24 protein-coding genes and 1 pseudogene are annotated in these 21755 nt (G+C 71.0%); 7 read left to right on the forward strand and 18 right to left on the reverse strand.

What is annotated here, in order from left to right; translation table 11 throughout:
* The first annotated feature begins 9 nt into the window (after positions 1-9).
* The 3 genes from VFR64_15060 to VFR64_15070 are packed head-to-tail and all read left to right on the forward strand — an operon-like array spanning position 10 to position 2118.
* Positions 10-774 (forward strand): universal stress protein, encoded by a 765-nt coding sequence (locus VFR64_15060; GenBank protein ID HET9491060.1) that lies wholly within the window; start codon positions 10-12, stop codon positions 772-774.
* Positions 775-778: 4 nt separating this feature from the next.
* On the forward strand, positions 779-1567 hold the full coding sequence (locus VFR64_15065) for a class I SAM-dependent methyltransferase (GenBank protein ID HET9491061.1): 789 nt from the start codon (positions 779-781) through the stop codon (positions 1565-1567).
* Positions 1564-2118 carry a hemerythrin domain-containing protein gene (locus tag VFR64_15070; GenBank protein HET9491062.1) on the forward strand — a complete coding sequence of 185 codons (555 nt, stop codon included), beginning with the start codon at positions 1564-1566 and terminating at the stop codon, positions 2116-2118. Before VFR64_15065 ends, VFR64_15070 begins: the two co-directional genes overlap by 4 nt.
* A 7-nt stretch (positions 2119-2125) precedes the next feature.
* Here VFR64_15070 and VFR64_15075 read toward each other — a convergent pair whose 3' ends face one another.
* From VFR64_15075 to VFR64_15110, 8 genes are all read right to left on the reverse strand, one after another.
* Positions 2126-3511, reverse strand: a complete 1386-nt coding sequence (locus tag VFR64_15075) for a TIGR04053 family radical SAM/SPASM domain-containing protein (protein ID HET9491063.1) — start codon at positions 3509-3511, stop codon at positions 2126-2128.
* Positions 3508-4803, reverse strand: coding sequence for a hypothetical protein (locus VFR64_15080; protein HET9491064.1), 1296 nt, complete (start codon positions 4801-4803; stop codon positions 3508-3510). The genes VFR64_15075 and VFR64_15080 overlap by 4 nt, the downstream gene beginning before the upstream one ends.
* A complete protein-coding gene (locus VFR64_15085; GenBank protein HET9491065.1) occupies positions 4800-5060 on the reverse strand; it encodes a DUF542 domain-containing protein in 261 nt (86 codons plus the stop codon). The genes VFR64_15080 and VFR64_15085 overlap by 4 nt, the downstream gene beginning before the upstream one ends.
* A 79-nt stretch (positions 5061-5139) precedes the next feature.
* The gene (locus VFR64_15090) at positions 5140-5574 is read right to left on the reverse strand and encodes a DUF4149 domain-containing protein (GenBank protein HET9491066.1); all 435 of its coding nucleotides are present in this window, start codon (positions 5572-5574) and stop codon (positions 5140-5142) included.
* Between the two features lie 3 nt (positions 5575-5577).
* Positions 5578-6561, reverse strand: a complete 984-nt coding sequence (locus VFR64_15095; GenBank protein ID HET9491067.1) for a magnesium transporter — start codon at positions 6559-6561, stop codon at positions 5578-5580.
* 19 nt (positions 6562-6580) lie between these two features.
* A complete protein-coding gene (locus VFR64_15100) occupies positions 6581-7468 on the reverse strand; it encodes a universal stress protein (protein HET9491068.1) in 888 nt (295 codons plus the stop codon).
* Positions 7469-7492: 24 nt separating this feature from the next.
* Positions 7493-7966 carry a universal stress protein gene (locus VFR64_15105; GenBank protein ID HET9491069.1) on the reverse strand — a complete coding sequence of 158 codons (474 nt, stop codon included), beginning with the start codon at positions 7964-7966 and terminating at the stop codon, positions 7493-7495.
* 39 nt (positions 7967-8005) lie between these two features.
* On the reverse strand, positions 8006-8749 hold the full coding sequence (locus VFR64_15110; GenBank protein HET9491070.1) for a ZIP family metal transporter: 744 nt from the start codon (positions 8747-8749) through the stop codon (positions 8006-8008).
* 316 nt (positions 8750-9065) lie between these two features.
* Here VFR64_15110 and VFR64_15115 point away from each other — a divergent pair, with 316 nt between their 5' ends.
* The 4 genes from VFR64_15115 to VFR64_15130 all read left to right on the forward strand — a co-directional run bounded on the left by VFR64_15115 (position 9066) and on the right by VFR64_15130 (position 14433).
* The gene (locus VFR64_15115; protein ID HET9491071.1) at positions 9066-10715 is read left to right on the forward strand and encodes a formate--tetrahydrofolate ligase; all 1650 of its coding nucleotides are present in this window, start codon (positions 9066-9068) and stop codon (positions 10713-10715) included.
* A gap of 18 nt (positions 10716-10733) precedes the next feature.
* Positions 10734-12365 carry an ATP-binding protein gene (locus tag VFR64_15120; protein ID HET9491072.1) on the forward strand — a complete coding sequence of 544 codons (1632 nt, stop codon included), beginning with the start codon at positions 10734-10736 and terminating at the stop codon, positions 12363-12365.
* Between the two features lie 171 nt (positions 12366-12536).
* Positions 12537-12926, forward strand: a complete 390-nt coding sequence (locus tag VFR64_15125) for a response regulator (GenBank protein HET9491073.1) — start codon at positions 12537-12539, stop codon at positions 12924-12926.
* 7 nt (positions 12927-12933) lie between these two features.
* Entirely contained in the window at positions 12934-14433 is a 1500-nt protein-coding gene (locus VFR64_15130) for a DASS family sodium-coupled anion symporter (protein ID HET9491074.1), read from the forward strand.
* Here the strand turns inward: VFR64_15130 and VFR64_15135 are convergent.
* The 10 genes and pseudogenes from VFR64_15135 to VFR64_15180 form a co-directional block, all read right to left on the reverse strand.
* A complete protein-coding gene (locus VFR64_15135) occupies positions 14430-14648 on the reverse strand; it encodes a hypothetical protein (GenBank protein ID HET9491075.1) in 219 nt (72 codons plus the stop codon). The two genes, VFR64_15130 and VFR64_15135, sit on opposite strands and share 4 nt — an antisense overlap.
* Before the next feature lie 16 nt (positions 14649-14664).
* Positions 14665-15129, reverse strand: a complete 465-nt coding sequence (locus VFR64_15140) for a universal stress protein (GenBank protein ID HET9491076.1) — start codon at positions 15127-15129, stop codon at positions 14665-14667.
* The gene (locus VFR64_15145; GenBank protein HET9491077.1) at positions 15126-15536 is read right to left on the reverse strand and encodes a DUF6335 family protein; all 411 of its coding nucleotides are present in this window, start codon (positions 15534-15536) and stop codon (positions 15126-15128) included. Before VFR64_15145 ends, VFR64_15140 begins: the two co-directional genes overlap by 4 nt.
* Before the next feature lie 24 nt (positions 15537-15560).
* A pseudogene (locus VFR64_15150) lies at positions 15561-16865 on the reverse strand (GTPase).
* 29 nt (positions 16866-16894) lie between these two features.
* Positions 16895-18019 (reverse strand): Vms1/Ankzf1 family peptidyl-tRNA hydrolase, encoded by a 1125-nt coding sequence (locus tag VFR64_15155; GenBank protein HET9491078.1) that lies wholly within the window; start codon positions 18017-18019, stop codon positions 16895-16897.
* A 13-nt stretch (positions 18020-18032) separates the two neighbouring features.
* On the reverse strand, positions 18033-18383 hold the full coding sequence (locus VFR64_15160) for an HPF/RaiA family ribosome-associated protein (GenBank protein HET9491079.1): 351 nt from the start codon (positions 18381-18383) through the stop codon (positions 18033-18035).
* Positions 18384-18557: 174 nt separating this feature from the next.
* Positions 18558-18977 (reverse strand): hypothetical protein, encoded by a 420-nt coding sequence (locus tag VFR64_15165; GenBank protein HET9491080.1) that lies wholly within the window; start codon positions 18975-18977, stop codon positions 18558-18560.
* Between the two features lie 9 nt (positions 18978-18986).
* Positions 18987-20600 carry a chaperonin GroEL gene (groL, locus tag VFR64_15170; GenBank protein ID HET9491081.1) on the reverse strand — a complete coding sequence of 538 codons (1614 nt, stop codon included), beginning with the start codon at positions 20598-20600 and terminating at the stop codon, positions 18987-18989.
* 14 nt (positions 20601-20614) lie between these two features.
* On the reverse strand, positions 20615-20956 hold the full coding sequence (locus VFR64_15175; GenBank protein ID HET9491082.1) for a TraR/DksA family transcriptional regulator: 342 nt from the start codon (positions 20954-20956) through the stop codon (positions 20615-20617).
* 326 nt (positions 20957-21282) lie between these two features.
* A complete protein-coding gene (locus VFR64_15180) occupies positions 21283-21735 on the reverse strand; it encodes a CBS domain-containing protein (GenBank protein HET9491083.1) in 453 nt (150 codons plus the stop codon).
* Positions 21736-21755 lie beyond the last annotated feature (20 nt).

The following is a 21755-nucleotide window of genomic DNA, read 5'->3' on the forward strand; positions in this document are numbered from 1 at the left end:
GAGCGTCCCATGAACCCCTGGCTGGTGCTGCTTGCGCTGATCGTCCTGGCCGCGGCATTCGTCGTCGCCCCCGTCGCGGCGGCCAGCCTGTCCTACTGGCGGCGGGCCTGGCTGGTGCGCTGCCCTCAAGACGGTGCCGAGGCCCGGATCGCCGTGAACGCCCGCCGGGCGGCGCTGGCCGAGGTGCTGGGCGGATCGGGGCCCGAGATCGTGCGCTGCACGCTCTGGCGGACGCTGCCCTCGCTGAGACCGTGCGGACAGGAGTGTCTTGCGCGCCCGATCAGCGAGCGGCGGCCGGCCGGGCCACGCTGGCACCGCGGGGCCGGCGTGCGCACGATCGTGGTCCCGCTCGATGGCGCACCGGGCAGCGAATCGGTTCTCCAGACCGCCGCCGACCTGGCCCGCGCCCACGGGGCCAGCGTGCGCCTGGTGCGCGTCGAGCAGCCGCCATCCCTCGTGTACTCCCTCGATGATCGGATCGTCGCCTACTCCGATCAAGAGAGCGCGCGGATCGAGCAAGAGGCACGGCGCTACCTGGCCGGTATCGCACGAGGGCTCCCGGACCTGCCCGTGGACCTGGTCGTCCGGTTCGGCGATTCCGCCACCGAGATCGCCGAGGAGGCCGAGAAGGCCGACGCCGATCTCATCACCATGGCCACCCATCGCCGGCGAGGCGTCATGCGCGCTCTCAAAGGGAGCGTGGCCGAGCGCGTCGCGCGCTCGACGGACATCCCGCTGGTGCTGGTCCCCTACGGCCCGCCGGCGGCGGCCTGAGGCGGTGACCGGCCCTCCCCCGGCCCGGCTCGTGGCGCCGAGTCGCGGCAGCGTCTGGACGACGCGCACCGTCGCCTGGTACGAGCGCGCCGACGCGCGGAGCGACTACGCGCGTCGCGTCCTCGACGTCATCGCGCCGCTCGTCGCCGACTGCCGCTCGGCTCTGGACGTGGGCGCTGGCTTCGGGGCCCTGGCCCTGCCCCTGGCCGAGCGCCTGCGGCAGGTCACGGCACTCGAGCCCTCGCCGCCGATGGCCACGGCCCTCCGCCGTGGCGCATCCCGGCGCGGCCTCGGTAACGTGACGGTGATCCAGGGGGCGTGGGGCGAGGTCGAGCTCGAGCCCCACGACCTCGTCATCTGCGCTCACGTGGGGTCCCTGCTGCACCCCGGCTCGCCCTTCCTCGCCGACGTCGGCCTGGCGGCCAGGCGTGGCGTGGCGCTCGTCCGCGACACGCCCGGCGGCGATGACAAGTTCTTCTTTTCCGAGCTGTACCCGATCCTGCTCGGACGGACCTACGAACGGTGCAACGGTGCCGCGGCGACGGTCGGCGCCCTCGACCCGCTCGGTGTGAACGCGGCGGCAACCGCCATCGAGTATCGTTCCGACCAGCCCTTCGACAGCCTGGACGACGCTTGCGAGTTCTGGACGACCCACCTGGGACGGGACGACGCGCAGGCCCGGGCCTTCCTGCGTGATTTCCTGGCGGACCGGCTACGGCGCGAAGGCGACCGATGGATCGCGCCCTACCGCAAGCGCGCCCTCGTGGTCCACTGGCGAGTGCCCCAGCCATGAACACACCGACCGAGACGCTTCGCGACGAGCACGTGCTCATTCTCCGGGCGCTGGATCTCCTCGAGACGGCGGCCGCGCGTGTCGAGCGTGGCCTTGCCACCCCCGAGGGGTGGTGGGCCGACGTGATCGCGTGGTTGCGCGGCTTCGCCGACCGGAACCACCACGCCAAGGAAGAGCGCGCGCTGTTCCCCGCCATGGCCAGGGCGGGCGTGCCGGCCGAGGCCGGCGGCCCCATCGCCGTGATGCAGGAAGAGCACGGGCAGGGACGCGCGCTGCTGCAGGTCGTGGCGGACGGCGAGGCCCGACCGCGCGTGGTGGCGGCGCGACGCTACATCGACCTGCTGCGCAACCATATCGAAAAGGAAAACGAGGTGCTGTTTCCGCTGGCCGACGACCTCCTCGACAGGGCAGCGCAGGACGCGCTCGGGCGCGAATTCGCCACGGTGACGGCGGAGATGGGGCGCCACGCTTCGCTCGAGCACGCCGCAGCGGCCCTCCAGGCGCTCGTCACGGGGCTGGCCGGTTCGCCTGACGCCGCCGGTACCCGCTAGCACGCCGTCAGGGCCGGCCGCTGACAGCCATGAGGTCCGGGGTCCAGGGCGGATCGAAGGTCAGGCTCACGCGGGCGTCGGTCACCCCCGGGACCCTCAGCACCGCCTCGCGCACCCAGTCGAGCATCACCTCGTGGATGGGGCAGCCGGACGTGGTGAGGGTCATGGTGATGTCGACCCGGCCGCCTTCGATCTCGACCCGGTAGACCAGCCCCAGCTCCACGATCGAAAGGCCGAGCTCGGGATCGAGCACGGTCCGGAGCGCCGCGACGACGTCGTCCCGTTTGACGGGCAGCGCCACATCGGAGCCGCCGGCCAGCACCGGTGTCGCCCCGGGCGCGGCCGGCACCCAGGCGCAGCCCGGATCCTCGGCCAGAGGATCCCCCGTCGCCGCCCAGGCCCGGGCCCGGGAGCCTCCGCAGCGCTCGCGATACTCGCAGCGGCCGCAGCGCCCCCGCAGCTGCGCGGCATCACGGAGCGAGCGGAATAGCGGGTGCTCGCGATAGACCGCCACCAGATCGTCCCGGCGCACATTGCCCGCCGATAGCGGCAGGAACCCGCTCGGGCAGATGGCACCCAGGTGATCGATGAAGACGAATCCGTTACCGTCGGTCACCGCGCGTCCGGCGCGTCCGATTCGGTCGGGGCGCACCCCCGATAGTCCGGGGCGACGGCCGATTCCCTGCTGGGCCAGCACCCGGTGATAGTGCGGGGCTTCGGTGGTCTTGACGCCGAAGGGCACGCGCGCGGCCAAGCCGGCAGCCCACACCAGGACGTCTTCGATCTCGTCGGCCGCCAGCGCCTGGCCAGCGTCCGCGCGCCCCACGGGAATCAAGAAGAACAGCGCCCACAGGGCGGCCCCGTACGTCTCCATCTGCGTGGCCAGCGCTGGCAGGTCGGCGACGGTTCGCCGGCAGACCGTGGTGTTGATCTGCAGCGGGAGCCCGAGCCCGCGGGCCCGCTCGATGATCCGCATGGTGTGCCGGTGCGATCCCACGACGCCGCGGAAGGCGTCGTGGACGTCCGCCGTCGCCCCATCGAGACTCACCGCGAGGCGGGCCAGCCCCGCGCCTTTCAGGCCGCGGAGCCTGGCTTCGGTGACCGCTGCGGTCCCGCTCGGAGTCAGTGACACGCTGAGGCCGCGCGCCGAGCCGTAGGCGACGAGCTCGGCGATATCCGGCCGCCGCAGGGGATCGCCGCCGGTCAGCACGAAGAGTGGCGGGGGATCGCCGAAGTCCCGCACCCGGTCGACGAGCCGGCGGGCTTCCTCCGTCGTGAGCTCGCCGGGATCGCGATGGGGCATCGCCTCGGCGCGGCAGTGCACGCACGCGAGCGCACACGCGCGCGTCGTCTCCCAGATCACGATGAACGGCGCTCGATCGAAGCCGCTCACGACGCCCGCTCCCGAGGCGACGCGGCCTGCCGGGCCCGGGCCCGCAGGTGGCCCAGGACCCGGACGAGCGCGAGACCGAAAGCCAGCCCCCCGGCGGCGACGAGGGTCGCGGCGATGGTGATCACCGCCGCGTCCCCAATGCCGATCGCGATCGCCAGCGTGGCCAGTCCCGTGGTCAGCAGCGCATAGGCGGTCCCCTCGCCGGCGGGCCAGCCGAGCTGAGCCAGCGTCGGCACCGGCCGCCGTCCCGCCCGGGGGCCATAGGCGCGGTACCAGACGAGGAACGGTACGATCTTCAGCATCATCCCCGCGATCGTGAGCGACACCCAGCCGCCCAGAGCCAGCACACCATAGGCGAGCGCCAGCCGGGGCCCCGACCAGAGTCCCGTCGCGAAGCCGAGGCCCAGCAATGTGGCCGGGGAAAGAAACGCCGCGCCCGTCAACACGAACCGCAGTCCCCAGTCGAGGCTCGGCCGCTTGCCGCGCCAGGCCATCTCGGCAACCCACGCGAGATGACCCGCGACGGCCACGGCCACCAGCGAGGCGCCGACGACGGTGAGTGCGCTCGCCTCGAGCAGGAGACCGGCGACAAGGCCGGGGACGCCGAGCACGAGGCCCCAGAACTGGGCGCGCCCTACCCAGCCGTCGGGCTCGCGCGCGAGCAGGAACATCGGGTAGAGGCGGGCCGCCACGCCGATCACCATGGGCAGCACCCAGCCGAGCAGGGCCAGATGCACGTGAGCGTGAAGGTTGGCGAAGACCGCGCCCGGCAGGAACCTCCAGATCTTGTCGAGGCTCAGAGCCAGTCCGAAGAGAGCGGTCAGGGCGAGCCCCGCCAAGGCCAGCGCCACCAGGCGAGCGGTGAAGCTCCACCGCCGCAGACCGCGCACGGTGAGCGTCACGTTGACGAGATGCATCGCCATCCCGGCGACGACGAGACCGGCGCCCCACGCGAGCCCCTCCCACCGGGCGATGGCGAAGTGCCCCACCATTCCTACGACGCCGGCGGCGAAGAGCGCCAGTTGCCAGCGCGCCAGCCGCTCGCTCCAGACGGGACGCTCCAGCACCACGGGGATGAGCTGGTAGCTCGCCCCCATGATGGCGAGCGTGATCCACCCGAGCGTCAGCGTGTGGGTGAGGGCGAGGAGCCGTGGCTGGTAGTAGTGGCCCGCCAGCTCGGAACCGAGCCACGGCACCGCCAGCGCGGCCACGACGAAGGCGGCCGCCGCGGTCATCAGGTAGCTCAGCGGCAGCGCGACCGACGGCCCCCGCCCAGGCGAGGGCCGGATCATCCCCGGCCGCTCGCCGATCCGGGCTCGTCTGGCAGCTCACCCAGCGCCGCGAGCAGCCTGCCGAGGTCGACGCCGGCCGCGGCCGACGCCTCGGCCAGCGTCAGGCCCGCCCCGCAGCAGTGATTGATCCCGAAGCGCTGCAGCACCTCGAGGGCCCTCGTGGACCGCCCGGCGACCTCGCCGACCGTCTGGGCCGCCGCCGTGCGCGAGGTTCCCGTGGCGTGCCCTTGATGACCGTGGCAGCTGCACGTGGCCATGACTGGTTCCTCCTGACACCAGCGTAGCCACCGGGTGCCGGCGCGCCTATGATGCCGGTCATAGGCCGGGCGAGCCGCGCTATCCGCGCAGGGCCAGACCGAGGACCACCACGGCGAGCACGACGAGGACGTTCGCTCGAGCCACCCACGAGGCGCGCACGCGCAGGCCGGGGTCGGCCCCCGGCGCCCCCGCGCGCGGCCCCAGAACGAAGTCGTGGATGACGCCGAGCGCCAGGGCGAGCACGACGAGCCCGAGCTTGACGTGGAACAGCGGCACCCCGAGCAGGTACGGCCGCAGCCACAGGTTCAGGAGCCCGCTCAGCAGGAGCAGGCTGAGCGCGATCCACCCCACCGTGCGAAAGCGCAGGCCCGTCGCGTGAACGAGGCGCAGACGCTCGGCTGGCTCCAGTCGTCGCACGACCGGGACCAGCACGAGCGCGATGAAAAGCATCCCGCCGATCCACACGATAGCCGCCAGCACGTGCAGGCTGCGGGCGAGGAGCGAGAGGCTCACGGCTCAGCCCATGAACGCGCGCGCCACGGTGAGATAGATCAGGATCGACAACAGATCCTGGATCACCGTGGCCAGCGGTCCGGAGCCGAAGGCCGGATCTCCGCCCAGGCGCTGCAGGAGCCACGGCAAGGCGATCGCCACCGCGGTCGCCGTGGAGCACGCCGCGGCCAGGGAGATGCCGAGGACCGCCATGAGCTGGCTGCCATCCCAGCGCCATGCCAGGGGGACCGAGGCCAGGGCCAGTCCGAGCCCGATCAGGATCCCGGTGACGATTTCCTGGCGTACCACGCGGACGAGCGGGATGCCGACGGATAGCCCTCGGACCACCAGTGTCTCGGTCTGGGTACCGACCGCGTCGGCCAGGTAAACGATGCCGGGCAGGAAGAACGCCAGGACGAGGCTCGAACGGACCTCGTGCTCGAAGGCGGCGACGAGGTCGGCAGCGAGCACCATGCCCGCCAACCCTACGACCAGCCAGGGCAGGCGGTGGGCCAGACGACGCCACACCGGCTCCTGGAGCGAACGCCTGGCCGAGAGCGCATCGCGCCAGAGGCCGCCGAGCCGGGCCATGTCCTCATGGTGCTCGGCGAGGAGCACCGCCAGGAGCCGCTGGGGCGGGATAAGCCCGACGAAGCCTCCCGCCTCGTCGACGACCGCCAGCGCCGACTCGCCCTGCTGAACCGCCTTCCAGGCGGCGAGCTCCTGGTCGGCCCCCGGACGTACGACGGGCGGGTCGGGATCCATGATCGTCCGCGCCGACGAATCGGCCGGGGCCCGCAGCAGCGCCTCGATGGGAACCAGGCCCACCAGGCGACCCTCCACGCACACCGCGACATCGGTGGCGCAGTCGTAGCGCTCGCCGGCGAGGGCCGCGCGGATCTCGCCGGCGGTGGCCTCCGGTGTCGTCGTCGGAACGCGCCGCGCGACATGCTCGCCGGCCGTCTCGAAGGCCACCGGGAAAACGGTCTCGTCGTCTGGGACCGCCATGTCTCCTCCCTGGGCGCGCCTAGCCGGCGGGGCGCGGGCGGCGTTTGACGACCAGCACCGAGCACGGGGCGTGATGGAGCACGCGCTCGGAGACGCTTCCCAGCACCAGACGCATCATGGTTCCGTGCCCGCGCGCTCCTACGACGACGAGATCGATCTGCGGCTCGCTGGCGGCGCCGATGATCTCCTCGGCCGGGTTGCCGAGAATACAGGATTGTTCAACATTTGCGGTCTTCGATCTCAGTTCTGTCTCGAGATCTCTCAGCACACCCTCGAGCCTGGTCCGCCAGGCTCCGGCCGACTCCCGGAGCGCCGTCGGGACCGGCACCGCAAAGAGCTCGGGATCGGCGACCGGGATGCGCGGGGGCTCGGCCACGGCAACCAGTCGAATGACGAGCGTCGGGTCCAGGGGGAGCGCGGCGAAGAACCGGGCGGCCCGCATGGAGTCCGGCGAGCCGTCCACGGCGATGACGGCCTTCCGCAAACCTGGCGGCCGTCCCTTGACGACGAGCACCGGGCAGGGCGCATGGTGTACGGCCGCCGTCGAGACGCTACCGAGCAGCCAGCCTTTGACAGCGCCCAGGCCCCGGGCCCCGACGACGACCAGGTCGGCGTTCCACTCCTCGGCAAGCCGGGAGATCTCCTCGCGCGGCTCGCCCTCGACCACCCGCGCGCTGGCCGCCCACCGCCGAGTGAGGTCGGCACGGGCTTGCTCGGCGACAGCGGCGGCAGCCCCTCGCAGGCCGTCGTAGTAGGCCCGCACCGTCGGAATGTCGAGGGCCGAGTGAGGCAGCGTCACCACCGCCAGGACGACGATCTCGGCTGAAGCTGGCAAGGGGAAGCGGCTCAGCCACTCTCCGGCCGCGCGGGCGTCCGCCGAGCCATCGGTCGCGTACAGGACCCGCATCCTCGACTCCTCCTCTGCCCGCGATCAGGGCTCGCGGGATGGCGCGGCCTGGCCCGGCGGCGTCTGGACCATCATGCCCGCCGGGCGCACGACCAGGACGGGCACGGCCACGCCGCGCAGGACGGCTTCGGCGACGCTGCCGAACATTTCCTTCTCCCGGCCGGTGCGGCCGTGCGTCGTCATCACGATGAAGTCGACCTCGTAGTCGCGGGCCGCTTTCGCGATGGCGGCCGCCGGTGCACCATGCCACAGGACCGTAGCCACCGCGGCGCCACTGCCCTCCAGGCGATCCCGTATCGACTTCAAATACGCCTCGGCTTCGCGGATGGGGGCGAGCTGGCCCTCGACAGGCGCGGGCTCGTGATCGAACCGCGCGCTGGTGACACGGACCACGAGCAGCTTCGCGCCGGAGGTACGGGCGAGCTCCCGGGCGACGGGCAGGGCCGCCTCGGCCGTCTCGGAGCCGTCGAGCGGCAGCAGGATTCTCTTCACTGGCATCGCATGTCCTCGTCGGGCGCCCCGGCCGACGCCGGAGCGTCATGGGTGAACCCATTCCAGCACGGCGATCGTGCCGATCCCCGCCACGATGAGCACGACCTGGCTGACGCCAGCGGTCAGGGCGGCCCGGCGATGCAGCGCAGGAATGAGGTCGGCGGCGGCGATGTAGATGAAGCCGGCGGCCGCGAGGGCCAGCACGTACGGCACCGCTCCGTCCACGACGTCGAGCGCAGCATACGCCAGAATGCCGCCGAGCGGCGTGCTGAGGCTCACCACCGTATTGAGGGCCACCGCCCGCGAGAACGAGTAGCCGCTGTCCAGGAGGACGGCGATGTCCCCCAGCTCCTGAGGCAGCTCATGGGCCACCACGGCGACCGCGGTGGCCACGCCCACCGGGACACTGACCAGGAAGGCCCCGGCGATCACCACGCCGTCGACGAAGTTGTGCAGGCCGTCGCTCGTCAATATGAGGGGCCCCGTCGCCCGGTGGGTATCGCACGTCCCGTCGTGGCAATGCCGCCACAGGATCAGCTTCTCGAGCGTGAAGAAGAGGACCAGCCCGGCGAGCACGGTCCCCAGCATGGCGACCGTCTCGCCCGCGCGAAGGGCCTCGGGCAGCAGGGCCAGGAATGCCGCCCCCATCAGGGTTCCCACGGCATAGCTCACGAGCCCGGACAGCAAGCGTCCGCGCATCCGGTCGGGAGCGGTGCGCACCAGCCCCGCGGCGACGAGCATCGCCGCCACCGTCATCAGGCTGGCCCCCACGATCCAGATCAGGCGCACCGAGCCTCTGGCTTGCCGAGACCCCGACGGAATGGGAGATTAGGGGGGGCATCTGGCCGACGGGCTCGGTAGTCAGCGGAGGACACGGATGGAAGCCTTTGTCGTCGGAGAGGAAACGTCTCATCACGTCGGTGATCCCAGATGCCCGGCATGCTGGGAATCGTATCCCGAGCTGTGTCCATGCGGGGGGTTGATTCACGCCGCCGGCGAGCCGGAGGAAGACGCCGACGGTAACCTGCTCGTGGTCACGCGATGCGATCAGTGTGGCCGCTCGGAGGACGACCTCGACGCTGTGCGGTAGGCGGAAAGGCCGGCCCTGAGTCTCGCGCCGCCCTACCCGATCGTCGACGTCGCCGGCCGTCTGGGCCTGGCCGACGCCGACCTCATCCCCTACGGCCGGAGCATCGCCAAAATCCACCTGCGCGCCCTCGAGGCGCGACGCGGCGCGCCCGACGGCAAGCTCGTCGTCGTCTCGTCCATCACCCCCACCCCGCCCGGAGACGGCAAGACGACGGTCAGCATCGGACTCGGCCAGGCCCTCAGCCGGATCGGCCGGCGGGCCATCGTGGCCTTGCGCGAGCCCTCGATCGGTCCGTGCCTGGGCGTCAAAGGCGGGGGCACGGGCGGCGGTCAGGCTCAGGTGGTGCCCGCCGACGCCATCAACTTGCACTTCACCGGCGATATCCACGCTGTCGAGGCGGCCCAGAACCTCCTCGCCGCGTGCCTGGACAACCACCTCCACCACGACAACACCCTTGGCATCGACCCTCGTCAGATCTTCTTCCGGCGGGCGATCGACATGAGCGATCGGGCCCTCAGACAGATGGTGCTGGGCCTGGGCGGGCGGGCCCAGGGCTACCCCCGTGAGGAAGGATTCGTCATCACGGCCGCCTCCGAGATCATGGCCCTGCTCTGCCTGGCCGAGGATCTGATGGACCTCAAGGCCCGGTTGGGCGGCATCCTGGTGGCCTTCGCCTTCGATGGTCGTCCCATCTTCGCCCGCGACCTCGGGGTGACCGGCGCGATGACGGCGCTCCTGCGCGACGCCATCCACCCGAACCTCGTGCAAACCCTGGAAGGGACGCCCGCGCTAATCCACGGCGGCCCCTTCGCCAACATCGCCCACGGCTGCAACTCTGTCGTCGCCACGAAGCTCGGGCTCAAGCTCGCGGACATCTGCGTGACCGAGGCGGGCTTCGGCGTCGACCTGGGCGCCGAGAAGTTCTTCGACATCAAGTGCGGCTACGCGGGGCTCGTCCCCGACGCCGTCGTCCTGGTCGCCACGGCGCGCGCGCTCAAGTTCCACGGAGGCGTGCCGCTGCCGGCGCTGGACCGTGCCGATCCCGACGCGCTGAAGACAGGGATGGCGAACCTGGATAAGCACCTCGAGAACGTCGCCCTGTTCGGCGTGCCCGCGCTCGTCGCCGTCAACCGCTACGGCTCGGATACCGAGGCCGAGCTGAGGGCGATCATCGAGCACTGCGCCGATCTGGGCGTGCCCGCCGCCGTGGCCGACGTGTACGGGCGCGGGGGCGCCGGCGGCGAGGCGCTGGCCGGAGCGCTCGCGGATCTGCTGGCGCGCGCGCCCTCACGGTTCCGGCCCCTCTACGACTGGCGGGCCCCGATCAGGGCCAAGATCGAGACGATCGCCACCCGCATGTACGGCGCCGGGCAGGTCGCCTACACGAGACGCGCGGAGGAGCAGATCGGCCGCGCCGAGGCGCTGGGCTTCGCCGGGCTGCCGGTCTGCATGGCCAAGACCCCGCGGTCGCTGTCCGACGATCCGGCCCTTCTGGGCCGGCCCCGTGACTTCGTGCTGACCGTGAACGAGGTCCGTATCTCGGCCGGCGCCGGCTTCCTGGTCCCGATCACCGGCGAGATCCTGACGATGCCGGGTCTCCCACGCTCGCCGAACGCGGAGCGGATCGACGTCGAGGCCGACGGGCGGATCACCGGCCTGGTCTGACTGCGTATAATCGTGGGCGTGCTGCGGCTCGAGCATCTGATCGAGCGGGCGGCCCGACACCTGGGCGGGCCCCGCGTGCTGGCTCTGCCCTTCCTGCGCGCCCTGGCCGTGATCTCCGGGTACGTCTGGCTGTTCCTGGCGCCCGACTACCAGGGCTGGCACGCCGTGCATGCCACCATGCTGGCCTTCCTGCTCTACAGCGTGAGCGTCATCACCCTGGTCTGGGTCCGCACGGCCAAGATGCTCCGCTTCCACGATCTCGTGCTCGCCGGGGATCTCGCCTTCGCGCTGCTGCTCATCCATCTCACGGGCGGGGCGACCAGCACGCTGTTCCTGGCCTTGCTGGTGATCGCCGGGCTGCAGTCCTACTACTACGGACTCACCCGGGGGGTGCTCGTCGCCGCCGTCTCGGCGGCCGCCTATATCGCCGTTTCCTGGCCGACGATCGATGAAGTCCAATGGGCCAACATGGCGATCCGGCTCTCGGTCCTCATCGGAACGGCCCTCGGCGTCGGCCTCCTGGGCGATGCCGAGGACCGAGAACGCCGCCAGGTCCTGATGCTGTCGGCCGACGCGGAGGAGCGCGAGCGCTTCATCCGGAGCGTCGTCGATAGCGTCGGCGAGGGGCTGATCGTGCTGGATCCCCAGGGACGGGTGACGACCTGGAACCACGCCCTGGAAGCCCGGTACGGCATCGCGGCCGCCGAGGTGGTCGGCCGGAATCTGTTCGAGTTCAATCCCGAATTGAAGCGCGAGGCGCTGGTCGAGCCTCTCGAGCGACTGCTGCGTGGCGACATCGACGAGTTCGCCCTCGACGCGATGGAGCACCAGACGCTGCGCAAAGGGCCGGTGGTCTTGAATATCCGGGGCAGCCTGCTCCGCCACCGCGGGCAACCGGCAGGAGCGGTCCTCCTGATCGAGGACATCACCAGACGAGTGGAATTGGAGCGGGCCGCCCGCCAGACGGAGAAGCTGGTGGCCCTGGGCACGCTCTCCACGGGGCTCGCCCACGAGTTGAACAACCCGATCGGAATCATCTCGTCGCGGATCGAGCTGATGCTGCTGGAGACCGATCCGCAGACCCTGCCCGCAGCCATCTGGGAGGACCTGAACGTTCTGCGCCGCCACGCGGAGCGCATCACGCGAATCGTGCAAGGCCTGCTCTCGTTTGCCCGTCAGTCCGGCCGGGCCACCGGCCCTGTCGATCTCAACCGGATCGTCGACGACACGCTGCTGCTCGTGGAGAAGCAGGTCGTCAAAGACGGCCTCACCCTGACCCGGCGCCTGACCCCGGACCTCCCCGTCATACAGGGCGACGCGACGGCGCTCGAGCAGGTGCTGATGAACCTGGTCCTCAACGCCCGCGAGGCCATCGACGGGCAGGGGGAAATTTGCGTCGAGACGGACCTCGCCGCCGGCCTGCCCCAGCAGGTGCGCTTGACCGTCCGCGACACCGGCCCCGGCATCCCCGCCGAGATGCTGTCCCGGATCTTCGACCCGTTCTTCACGACCAAGCCCCGCGGGACTGGTCTGGGATTGTCCATCTCGTACGGTATCGTGCGGGAGCACGGCGGGAGCCTGGATGTCCACTCCGAGCCCGGTCGAGGCACGACGTTCGTCGCGTCGTTCCCGGTGACCCGAGCGGCGTAATCCTTGCCAGAGCGCTCTGCCGAGGCCGTTGCGCCCCATCGGGGCTCGGCCACCCCACCGCGCCCTCCCCGATCACTGGTAACAGCCTGATTTCACGCGCCCTCGAGATGGCAGCACAGTTGCTCTCTCCTCTTCTCAGATCGCGGCTCGCTGGAGGAGGCTCGAACAGAGATGCAGCCCTCGGTCCTGGTCGTGGACGACGAGGCCGACCTGGCCGCCACCTGTGTCCGGCTGCTGCACCGCCACGGCTACAACGTAGTATCGGCGGGAACACGGCGACAAGCGCTGGAGACGCTGGCCAGTGGGCAGTATGACCTGGTCGTCACGGATCTGCGTCTTCCCGACGGCGATGGTCTCGACGTCGTACGCGCAGCCCGGGCGCTCGCCCTGCCTCGACCGGTCGTCGTCATCACGGGGTTCGGCTCGGCCCAGGCTCGTCAGCAGGCGCTGGCAAGCGGCGCCTCCGCGTTCCTGCCCAAACCCTTCGCCCTGACCGAGTTCGCCGATCTCGTCGACCGGCTCCTGCCCTCCAACTCCCGCGCCGCCCGCCCCCGCGCCTGACCGGGTGGTGTCCGAGGACACGGCGCCGCCCGAGCGGCCGGCGCGCGTCGAGCGCGCCAGGCATCAGGTCGGGCTCATCGCCGGACCGCTGCTGTTCCTGCTCGTCATCGCGCTGCCCGTGCCGGCGCTCGGCCGCGAGGCGCATCTGCTGCTCGCTGTGTTCGCGTGGGCCGTGGCCTACTGGGTCACCGAGGCGCTGCCGGTGGCGGTGACGGCCCTGCTGTCGTCCCTGCTCGCCATCCTGCTGGGCATCGCGCCGGCTCCAACGGTGCTGGCGGCCTACGCCGACCCCGTCGTCTTCCTCTTCATCGGCAGCTTCATCCTGGCCGAAGCGATGAAGAGCAGCGGGCTGGACCGGCGTCTGGCCTTCGCCCTCTTGCGTCACGACTGGGCGACACGGTCGCCCGCGCGCCTCATGCTGGCCATCGGCGTCGTGAGCTGCGCGCTGTCGCTCTGGATCAGCAACACCGCCACCACGGCCATGATGCTTCCGGTCGGCGTGGGCATCCTGCGCGCACTGGGCGAGACGGGTGGCGCGGCCCCGCGCTTCGCCATCGGCTTCCTCTTGATGCTCACGTGGTCGTCCTCGGTCGCCGTCGGCGTGCCGGTAGGCTCGCCGCCGAACCTGATCGCCATCGGCATGGTGCGCGACCTCACCGACCGCCGGCTGACCTTCTTCGACTGGGTCGCGGTCACCATGCCGCTCACCGTCGCGATGCTGCTGCTGTGCTGGCTGATCCTCGGACGGCTCTATCGGAGCGAGCCCCGGCCGCCTGGCCACCTGCGCGCCTACCTGGCCGAGGAGGAGCGGCGCCTGGGCCCCTGGAGCCGCGCCCAGACCAACGTCGCCTTCGTGTTCCTGCTGGCGGCGCTCCTCTGGATGCTGCCCGGGGCCGTGGCGATGGTCGCCTCACCCGGCGGCGCCCTGCCCCGTTTCTTCGAAGCGCGCATGCCCGAATCCGCGGTGGCGCTGGGAGCGGCCGTCCTCCTGTTCATGCTGCCCACCAACTGGCGGCGGGCCGAGTTCACCATCACCTGGCGGCAGGCGGCCCGGATCGACTGGGGCACCATCCTGTTGTTCGGCGGCGGGCTGGCCCTGGGCCGGCTCATGTTCGACACGGGGCTGGCCCGCACGATCGGCGACGCGGCCACGCGCCTGGCCGGCGCCGACAGCCTGTGGGGGCTCACCGCGGTCGCCATCGTGATCGGCGTGGTGCTCTCGGAGACGTCGTCGAACACGGCCTCGGCCAGCATGGTCGTGCCCATCGTCATCGCGGTCGCCCAGGGCGCCGGCCTGAGCCCGATCCCGCCCGCGCTGGGCGCGGCGCTGGGCGCGAGCTTCGGCTTCATGCTCCCGGTCTCCACGCCGCCGAACGCCATCATTTACGGCTCCGGGCTCGTCCCCATCGGCGAGATGATCCGCTCGGGGATCTACCTGGACGTGGCCGGCGCGATCCTGATCTGGGTCGGTCTCCGGCTGCTCTGCCCGCTCTTCGGGGTGCTCTAGCCCTTCTTGACCTTCGGTTTGGTGACACCCCACAGAACGCGTGGGCCCTGCGCGGCCTGGGAGAGCATGGTGTCCTTCCGGACGGCGGCGATCGCCGTCTTCCGGCGCCGGCGCACCTGGGAGGATCCGGCGATCTCCTGGCGAGGCTTGCCGGCCTTCGGCGATCGACCGGGCCCGGGCGCCGGCCCTTGGCGCCTCTTCGCTCGTGACTTCATGGCGTCTCCTTTCCAGTCATTCCGCCTCGACTGAGCGGACCGACAACACGGGGCACGGGGCGAGGCGGATCACCCGGTCGGCCACGCTGCCGAGCAGGGCGCGCTCGACTCCGCCCCGTCCGCGGGTGCCGAGGACGATGACGTCGATTCCGGCGCTCCTGGCCATCGTGAGGATGTCCTGGTACGGCACCCCGGCGCGAGCCTCCACCCGGACGACGAGTCCGGCCGCACGGGCCTCGGCGGCCCACTGCTCGAGCTTCTTCGTCGCCCACTCACGCGCGGACTCGTAGACCTCGCGCAGTCGCGGCCCGGAAACCGGCGATTCCGAGTACAGCGGCGCCTCGACCAGCACGTGGAGCAGCACCAGCTCGGCGCCGGTCGTCCGGGCGAGCTCCCTGGCAACCCGCCACGCCTGCTCGGACACCGACGAGAAGTCGGTCGGCACCAGGATCCGGCGATACGGTCCGGGCGCAGCGCTCACGCGCCGTCCTTCGTCTTCTCGCGCTCGGCGGCCTCTCGCTCGAGGTGCCAGTAATGCCGGTCGCGGGCTCGCAACATCTCCTCCGAGGTCCGCACCTCGGCATCGGCCGGCTGCTCGACCCCCAGGGCACGTCCCAACTCGTCCACGACGTCCTGATCCGGAGTGGCGACGCTGCCCCCGACCGCCTCCTCGCCGCTGCTCGTGGCGCGCTGCCAGTCCGCGTCCACGTCGCCGCCGGTGAGGATCGGGCTGGTCTCCGGGTGGGACAGACGCTCGGAGCCGAGCTCGCTTGTCTCGCTCTCCTGGCGGGACCTCGGCTCTCGTGGCGCGCCCTGCTTCTGCTTACGGAGCCGGGCGCGCTTCGGCTTACTTCGGGACACTCGACCCTTCTTCGACCGCGCTTTCATGGCGTCCCTCCGATCGATAGTGACGAGAAGCTCCTCGAGACTCCCGGGCCGGACTTCCTCGATCTCGTAGCGGACACGCACGAGAGGGCGGCGCACCTGAATGATGCGACCGAGATCGATGGGAGTGCCGAGCAGCACGAGATCGCAAGGCACCGCCTCGATCGTCGCCTCGAGATCCGCCAGTTGCGCGCGGTTGTAGCCCAGCGCCGGGAGGACCGGCCCGATGGCCGGGTAGCGCTCGAGCGCATGCCGGAGGTCGCCCCGTGCGTAGGGACGAGGATCGACCAGCATCGCGCCGTACCGGCGAGCGGCCAGGGCGGCGGCCCCGGCGCCCAGGCCTCCGTGGGTGAGCGTCGGACCATCCTCGACGGCCAGCACGCGACGGCCGGCCAGGCGCTCGGGCTCGTCCACGGTGACCGGCAGCCGCGTGTCCACGATTCGCGCCCGGGGATTGAGGGCGCGGATGGCCACCCGCACGGCCTCGACCGATGCCGGCGGCGCAGAGTCCTCCTTGACGATGACGGCCACATCGGCGGCTCGCAGGTTGGCCTCTCCGGGGTGATGCCGGCTCTCGTGCCCGGGCCGGTGAGGGTCCACCAGGCATACGTGCAGGGCCGGCGCGAAGAACGGCAGGTCGTTGTTGCCGCCATCCCAGACGATCACATCGGCTTCAGCCTGGGCGCGAGCCAGGATGGCGCCGTAGTCGACGCCGGCGTAGACCACACAGCCGGCTTCGATGTGAGGCTCGTACTCCTCCCGCTCTTCGATCGTGACGCCGGCCGCGTCGAGATCGGCCAGCGTGGCGAACCGCTGCACGCGGGCCGCCACCAGGTCGCCGTAGGGCATCGGGTGGCGCACGACCACCACCCGGCGCCGCCGCTCGCGCAGGATCCGCACGAAGTGCCGGCTCACCGCGCTCTTGCCGCAACCGGTACGGACGGCACAGACCGCCACCACGGGGACGGAGCTCGCCAGCATCGTGCGGCGGGGACCGAGGAGCGCGAAGTCGCTGCCCGCGGCCAGCGTCCGGCTGGCCAAATGCATCACGTCCTCGTGGCTCACGTCGCTGTAGGCGAAGACGACCTCGTCCACCGACAGGTCGCGGATCAGGCGCTCCAGATCTCCTTCGGGCTCGATCGGGATTCCCTGACGGTACCGAGGCCCGGCCAGAGAGGCCGGGTAACGCCGCCCGGCGATGCCCGGGATCTGGGCGGCCGTGAAGGCCACCACTTCCGTGGCCGGTTCCTCGCGGTAGACGACGTTGAAGTTGTGGAAATCGCGGCCGGCCGCGCCCAGGATCAACACCCGTTTGCGCCTGGCCAGGCTCATGGCGCCTGCAGCACGGCGCCCGCGCGCCCTCAGAGCGGAAACCGTAGCAGGGCCGCCATCCCGCCGGCTCGCTCGAGCGCCTCGTGAGCCTCGATCATCACGATCTCGCCGCCCGTCTCCACGACCCGATCGACGACCTCGTCGGACAGGCGGACACGCTTCGTCGGCCCACCGCACATCCGGCACGTCGCGGCCTCGCCGGGCTGCAAGGCCGCGCACGACGTGCAGGCCGCGCCCGTTTCGTCGAAGGTGCGGAGCAGGTAGAGCCTGCGCACCGCCCCCCGGCCCACGGCGCGCAGCGTCCCCTCGACGCCCGCGACCGCCTGTCCGCCCTTGGCCGCCTCGGTGAGGAGCTCGTCCACGACCCGGCCTTGCTCGCTGGCGTCCAGCCGGGCCAGCAGCGCGGTCGCGCGGTCAACCAACGCGCTGGCCGGCTCGTGGCGGGCCCCGGAGATCGTGCCGGCCACGCGGCCGGCCAGGGTCGCCGGCAACCGCGAACGGAAGACGGCGACGATTCGATCCTCGCCGGCCAGCACGATCCGTGCGTTCGCTGTCTGGTCCACCAGCTCCCGCAAGGCCTCGGCGACCGCTTCGAAGTGCTGGTCGCGGTGAACCTCGATGTGCCGCTGATAGCGGGACTGGGCGAGCAGCGCCCAGCCCCCTCGATCGTGGCGCCCGGGAACGTCGTGTTCCAGCGTCACCTCCTCGCCGAGTCCAGCCGGGTCGATCGGGATCAGCCTGGCGTGATTGCCGTCCACGAAGGCCACGATCGTCGGCGGCGCCTCGGCGACGAGAGCGGCCAGGGGGGTGAGCAGGGGCTTGTCCGCCACCGCGAAGGTGTTGTCGAAGGGCACGCGTAGCGGCACGATCTCGCGGAGCCCGAGGGGGCCACAGGCGAAGAGGGCGACCCCAGCGGCCTCCGGGACCGTGGCCTGCTTCACCAGGCGCTCGCCCTGCTCCTCGATCCAGTCCAGGTCCGCCTCCAGCTCGGCGCCGGCCCGCCCCCGGGCTTCGCGCAGGTTGTTCTTGAGAAACACCCGCACCCGTTCACGCTGGTGCTCGTCGGCCCAGCGGGTGTCCAGGTACACGCTCACCACCGGCGAGGCGGCCTCGCCGAGGCGGGCCAGGGCGTTCACTCGCTCACGCAGATCCATGAGACGCCTCTCCTCACTCGCCCGCGAGCAGGCGCTTGGCCGCGTAGTATTTCTTCGGGTACCGGCGGGCCTCCCGCTGGCGTTCGCGATAGCGCTCGAGCCTGGGCATGAGGGCGGCGAACGCGGCATCGAAGGCAAGCCGCGACGTGGTGGCGGTCTGCTCCACCCTGATCGCCGGGCGGTACGGCAGGCGAACGGTCAGCGCGCAGCGCTGGGCCGGGCCACCCTTCGGGCCATTGTCGTCGATGAACGTCACCAGCGCCTCGATGGGCGCCACGCCAAGCCGCTCCAAGGCTCGCTCCAGCCGCGCCCTGATCCGCCCGCGGAGGGCGCGGTCGCCTTTGACGCCTCTAATCCCGATCATGCCGTCCTCCTCGACTCCTGTCGCTGATCACACGCAAGCCTGGTGCCACATCGGAAGTACCGCAATTCACCGCCCTACACGGGGCCTGTGGGGGGCTGTCGCCGCTGCCCCCACCCTCCAACGCCGGGCGGCCCCAGATCGGCCGATTCTACCCGATGCAGGAACCCCGGCCGGTCACGGGAGCATGACCCCGCCCATAGGGTGCTCGGTGTCGGCCAACGTGACGGTGCGCGCCACGAGCCCCGCCCGCTCGCGGACGCACTCGGCGGTGACGAACTCACCGGGCGTGATGTCGGCAGGCTCGAGCTCCACCTCCAGGAAGTCCCCGGCGAAGCGGCCGGGGACATCGATACGGATGAAGACGTTGAACCGGGTTGACGGAGTGTAGCGGATCGTGCGACGGGTCAAGACCGTCTCTCCCCGCTCGACACGCCAGGGACCGACCTCGTCGATGACCAGCACGCCGTCCGTCGGGTCGAGGGTCACCACGGTTCCCGAATACCGCTCCGGACCGGCGGCAGACGCCGAGCCACCCAGGACAAGTCCCAGCGCTGCCACCAGCAAGGTCCACACGAGTATCGGACGGCTGCGCATCGCTGCCTCCTATTCCATGGCTGGCATGTGTTCGTCCTTCTTCTCCGGCACCTCGGTGAGCGTGGCCTCGGTGAGCAGCAGCAGGCTGGCCGCCGACACGGCGTTCTCCAGGGCGACGCGGACCACCTTGGTCGGATCGATGATCCCTGCCTCCACCAGATCGACGTACTGGCGCCGGGCGGCGTCGAACCCGAGGTTGCCCGCGCCCTTGCGCATCTCGTTGACCACCACGCCGCCGTCGGCCGCCGAGTTCTCGGCGATCTGGCGGGTGGGCGCCTCCAGGGCCCGCCGGAGGATGGCGAGCCCGGTCCGTTCGTCGCCTTCACATTTGGCCTCTTCGCGTTCCACCGCCTCGATGGCCCGGAGCAGGGCGAGGCCGCCGCCGGGCACGATGCCCTCGGCCACCGCTGCCTTGGTGGCGCTGATAGCGTCGTCCAGGGCCTCCTTCCGGCTCTTCATTTCCGCCTCCGAGGGAGCGCCCACACGGATCACGGCCACGCCACCCGACAGCTTGGCCAGGCGCTCCTGCAGCTTCTCGCGGTCGTAGTCGCTCGTCGCCTTCTCGATCTGCTGGCGAATCTGCTGCTTGCGACCCTCGATGGCTTGCTTGTCCCCCGCCCCGCCGATGATGGTGGTGGTCTCGCGGTTCACGACCACCCGCTGGGTCCGCCCCAGCTGGCTGAGGTCGACGTTCTCGAAACGCACGCCGAGCTCTTCCGTGATGACGCGCCCGCCCGTGAGCACGGCGATGTCCTCCAGAATGTCCTTGCGCCGGTCGCCGAACCCCGGGGCCTTCACCGCCACACAGCGCAGCGTGCCCCGCAGCTTGTTCACCACGAGAGTGGCCAGGGCCTCGCCCTCGATGTCCTCGGCGATGAAGAGCACGGCCGCCCCGGCCCGGGCCACCCGCTCGAGCAGCGGCAGCAGATCCTTCATCACGCCGATCTTGCGATCGGTGAGCAGGATGTGGACGTCCTCGAGGACCGCCTCCATCTTGTCGGCGTCGGTGATGAAGTAGGGCGACAGGTAGCCGCGGTCGAACTGCAGGCCCTCGACGACCTCCAGTTGCGTTTCCGTCGTCTTGGACTCTTCGACGGAGATCACCCCCTCGTTGCCCACCTTCTCCATCGCCTCGGCGACCAGCTCGCCGATGGCGGGGTCGTTGTGGGCGGAGATGGTGGCCACCTGGGCCTTCTCCAGCCGGCTCTTCACCGGACGGGACAGCTGGCGCAGCGCCTCCACGGCGACCCGCACGCCGCGGTCCAGCCCCCGTTTGAGGTCGATGGCGCTGGCTCCGGCGACGACGTTGCGCACCCCGTCGGCGAAGATGGCGTGGGCCAGGAGGGTCGCCGTGCTGGTGCCATCGCCCACCGCGTCGCCGGTGCGCTCCGCCGCCTGCCGGATCATCTGCACGCCGAGCTGCTCGGCCTGATCCTCCAGCTCCATCTCCTTGGCGATTGTGACGCCGTCGTTGCAGACGATCGGAGGCCCGAAGCGCTTCTGGATCAGCACACATTTCGATCGGGGTCCCAGCGTGACCCGGATCGCATCCGCCAGGGCCGTCGATCCCCGGAGCACCTTCTCCCGGGCGTCGGACCGAAACAGGACCACCTTGTGGGCCATCAGGGCTCTCCTCGTCACGCCCGCCGGCGCAGTTGACAGGTCAGACAATAGCGGGCCCAGGGCACCGCCTGCAGACGCGCCAGCGGGATGGGCCCGCCGCAGTCCTTGCACGTGCCGAAGGATCCCGTCTCCAGGCGGGCCAGGGCGGCCTCGACCTCGTCGAGCTCTTGCTTTTCCTGGCCCTCGAGCCGCGAGAGCACCGTGGTAGCGACTTCCTTCGCCGCGTCCTCGTCGAAGTTGCCCGCGGGGTGGGGCTCCAGGGTCGCCAGCTCCGTGTCCGTGGTCACCACCCGCCGGAGCAGCTCACGGCGGGCTTCGAGCAGTCGGGCTCTGAATTCCTCGATCGTGGCTCTCATCGCGTCCCCTTCACATGCCCGCCGAGGGCTGTTCTGTTTACGAGCACGTCGGCCTTCTTGAAACTCTTCATCGACCCGGTGCGGTGCAGGGCCGATGCCACCGGTTTCCCCTGTGAAATCAAACCCTTGGGCCGTGGGCCGCGCGCGGTGACGCCCCAGGTGGGGCGCCGGCGCCCCGCTCACCGCCTTCGGTGGCGGGCTCGCGTTCCTTCTCTAGAGCGCCGCGATGAGGAGAGCGCCGCGATGAGGGGGGCCGGGTCATCGATCACTCGCCCGAGCAGCCAGCACCGCCGGGCCCGTGGCCCGTAGGTCAACGCGACCCCACGCTACCAGAGGTAGTTGTCGGGATCGATGCCGCGGACGGCGGGCAGCGTCGCCGCCAACGCCTTGAGCACGTCGCGCTCGGTCACCATGCCGACCAGGCGTTTGCGCTCGACGACCGGCAGGCAGCCGATCCGGCCCTCGTACATCAGGGCGGCGGCTCGCGCCAGCGGCGCCTGGGGCTCGATGGTGACCACGTCCCAGGTCATCGCATCACGCACGCGCAGATTGGCGAGCGTGGAGCCGAGGCCCCGCAGCCGTCGCTGGGCGACGCCAGACAGGTACTCGGCCAGCTCGGGCGCCAGCACCGCCCCGCGCAGGTCACGATCGGTGATCATGCCGACGAGGTTGCCGGTGTCGTCCACCACGGGCAGGTGGCGCACCTCTCGCTCCCGCATGGTGGCGGCCGCGGTCTCCAGCGGCGCCTCGGGATCGATCGTGATCGGATCCTTCGTCATGACATCGCGTACCCAAGGTG

The sequence above is a fragment of the Candidatus Methylomirabilota bacterium genome, from assembly GCA_035709005.1.
GTDB lineage: Bacteria > Methylomirabilota > Methylomirabilia > Rokubacteriales > CSP1-6 > 40CM-4-69-5.

Bases quoted from the DNA above. Each gene is read 5' to 3' on its own strand.
- VFR64_15175 (HET9491082.1), bottom strand. From the start codon at position 20,956: ATGAGAGCCACGATCGAGGAATTCAGAGCCCGACTGCTCGAAGCCCGC.
- VFR64_15105 (HET9491069.1), bottom strand. From the start codon at position 7,966: ATGCCAGTGAAGAGAATCCTGCTGCCGCTCGACGGCTCCGAGACGGCC.
- VFR64_15135 (HET9491075.1), bottom strand. From the start codon at position 14,648: ATGAAGTCACGAGCGAAGAGGCGCCAAGGGCCGGCGCCCGGGCCCGGT.
- VFR64_15060 (HET9491060.1), top strand. From the start codon at position 10: ATGAACCCCTGGCTGGTGCTGCTTGCGCTGATCGTCCTGGCCGCGGCA.
- groL (HET9491081.1), bottom strand. From the start codon at position 20,600: ATGGCCCACAAGGTGGTCCTGTTTCGGTCCGACGCCCGGGAGAAGGTG.
- VFR64_15145 (HET9491077.1), bottom strand. From the start codon at position 15,536: ATGAAAGCGCGGTCGAAGAAGGGTCGAGTGTCCCGAAGTAAGCCGAAG.
- VFR64_15165 (HET9491080.1), bottom strand. From the start codon at position 18,977: ATGCGCAGCCGTCCGATACTCGTGTGGACCTTGCTGGTGGCAGCGCTG.
- VFR64_15125 (HET9491073.1), top strand. From the start codon at position 12,537: ATGCAGCCCTCGGTCCTGGTCGTGGACGACGAGGCCGACCTGGCCGCC.
- VFR64_15100 (HET9491068.1), bottom strand. From the start codon at position 7,468: ATGCGGGTCCTGTACGCGACCGATGGCTCGGCGGACGCCCGCGCGGCC.
- VFR64_15085 (HET9491065.1), bottom strand. From the start codon at position 5,060: ATGGCCACGTGCAGCTGCCACGGTCATCAAGGGCACGCCACGGGAACC.
- VFR64_15080 (HET9491064.1), bottom strand. From the start codon at position 4,803: ATGATCCGGCCCTCGCCTGGGCGGGGGCCGTCGGTCGCGCTGCCGCTG.
- VFR64_15095 (HET9491067.1), bottom strand. From the start codon at position 6,561: ATGGCGGTCCCAGACGACGAGACCGTTTTCCCGGTGGCCTTCGAGACG.
- VFR64_15180 (HET9491083.1), bottom strand. From the start codon at position 21,735: ATGACGAAGGATCCGATCACGATCGATCCCGAGGCGCCGCTGGAGACC.
- VFR64_15155 (HET9491078.1), bottom strand. From the start codon at position 18,019: ATGGATCTGCGTGAGCGAGTGAACGCCCTGGCCCGCCTCGGCGAGGCC.
- VFR64_15160 (HET9491079.1), bottom strand. From the start codon at position 18,383: ATGATCGGGATTAGAGGCGTCAAAGGCGACCGCGCCCTCCGCGGGCGG.
- VFR64_15070 (HET9491062.1), top strand. From the start codon at position 1,564: ATGAACACACCGACCGAGACGCTTCGCGACGAGCACGTGCTCATTCTC.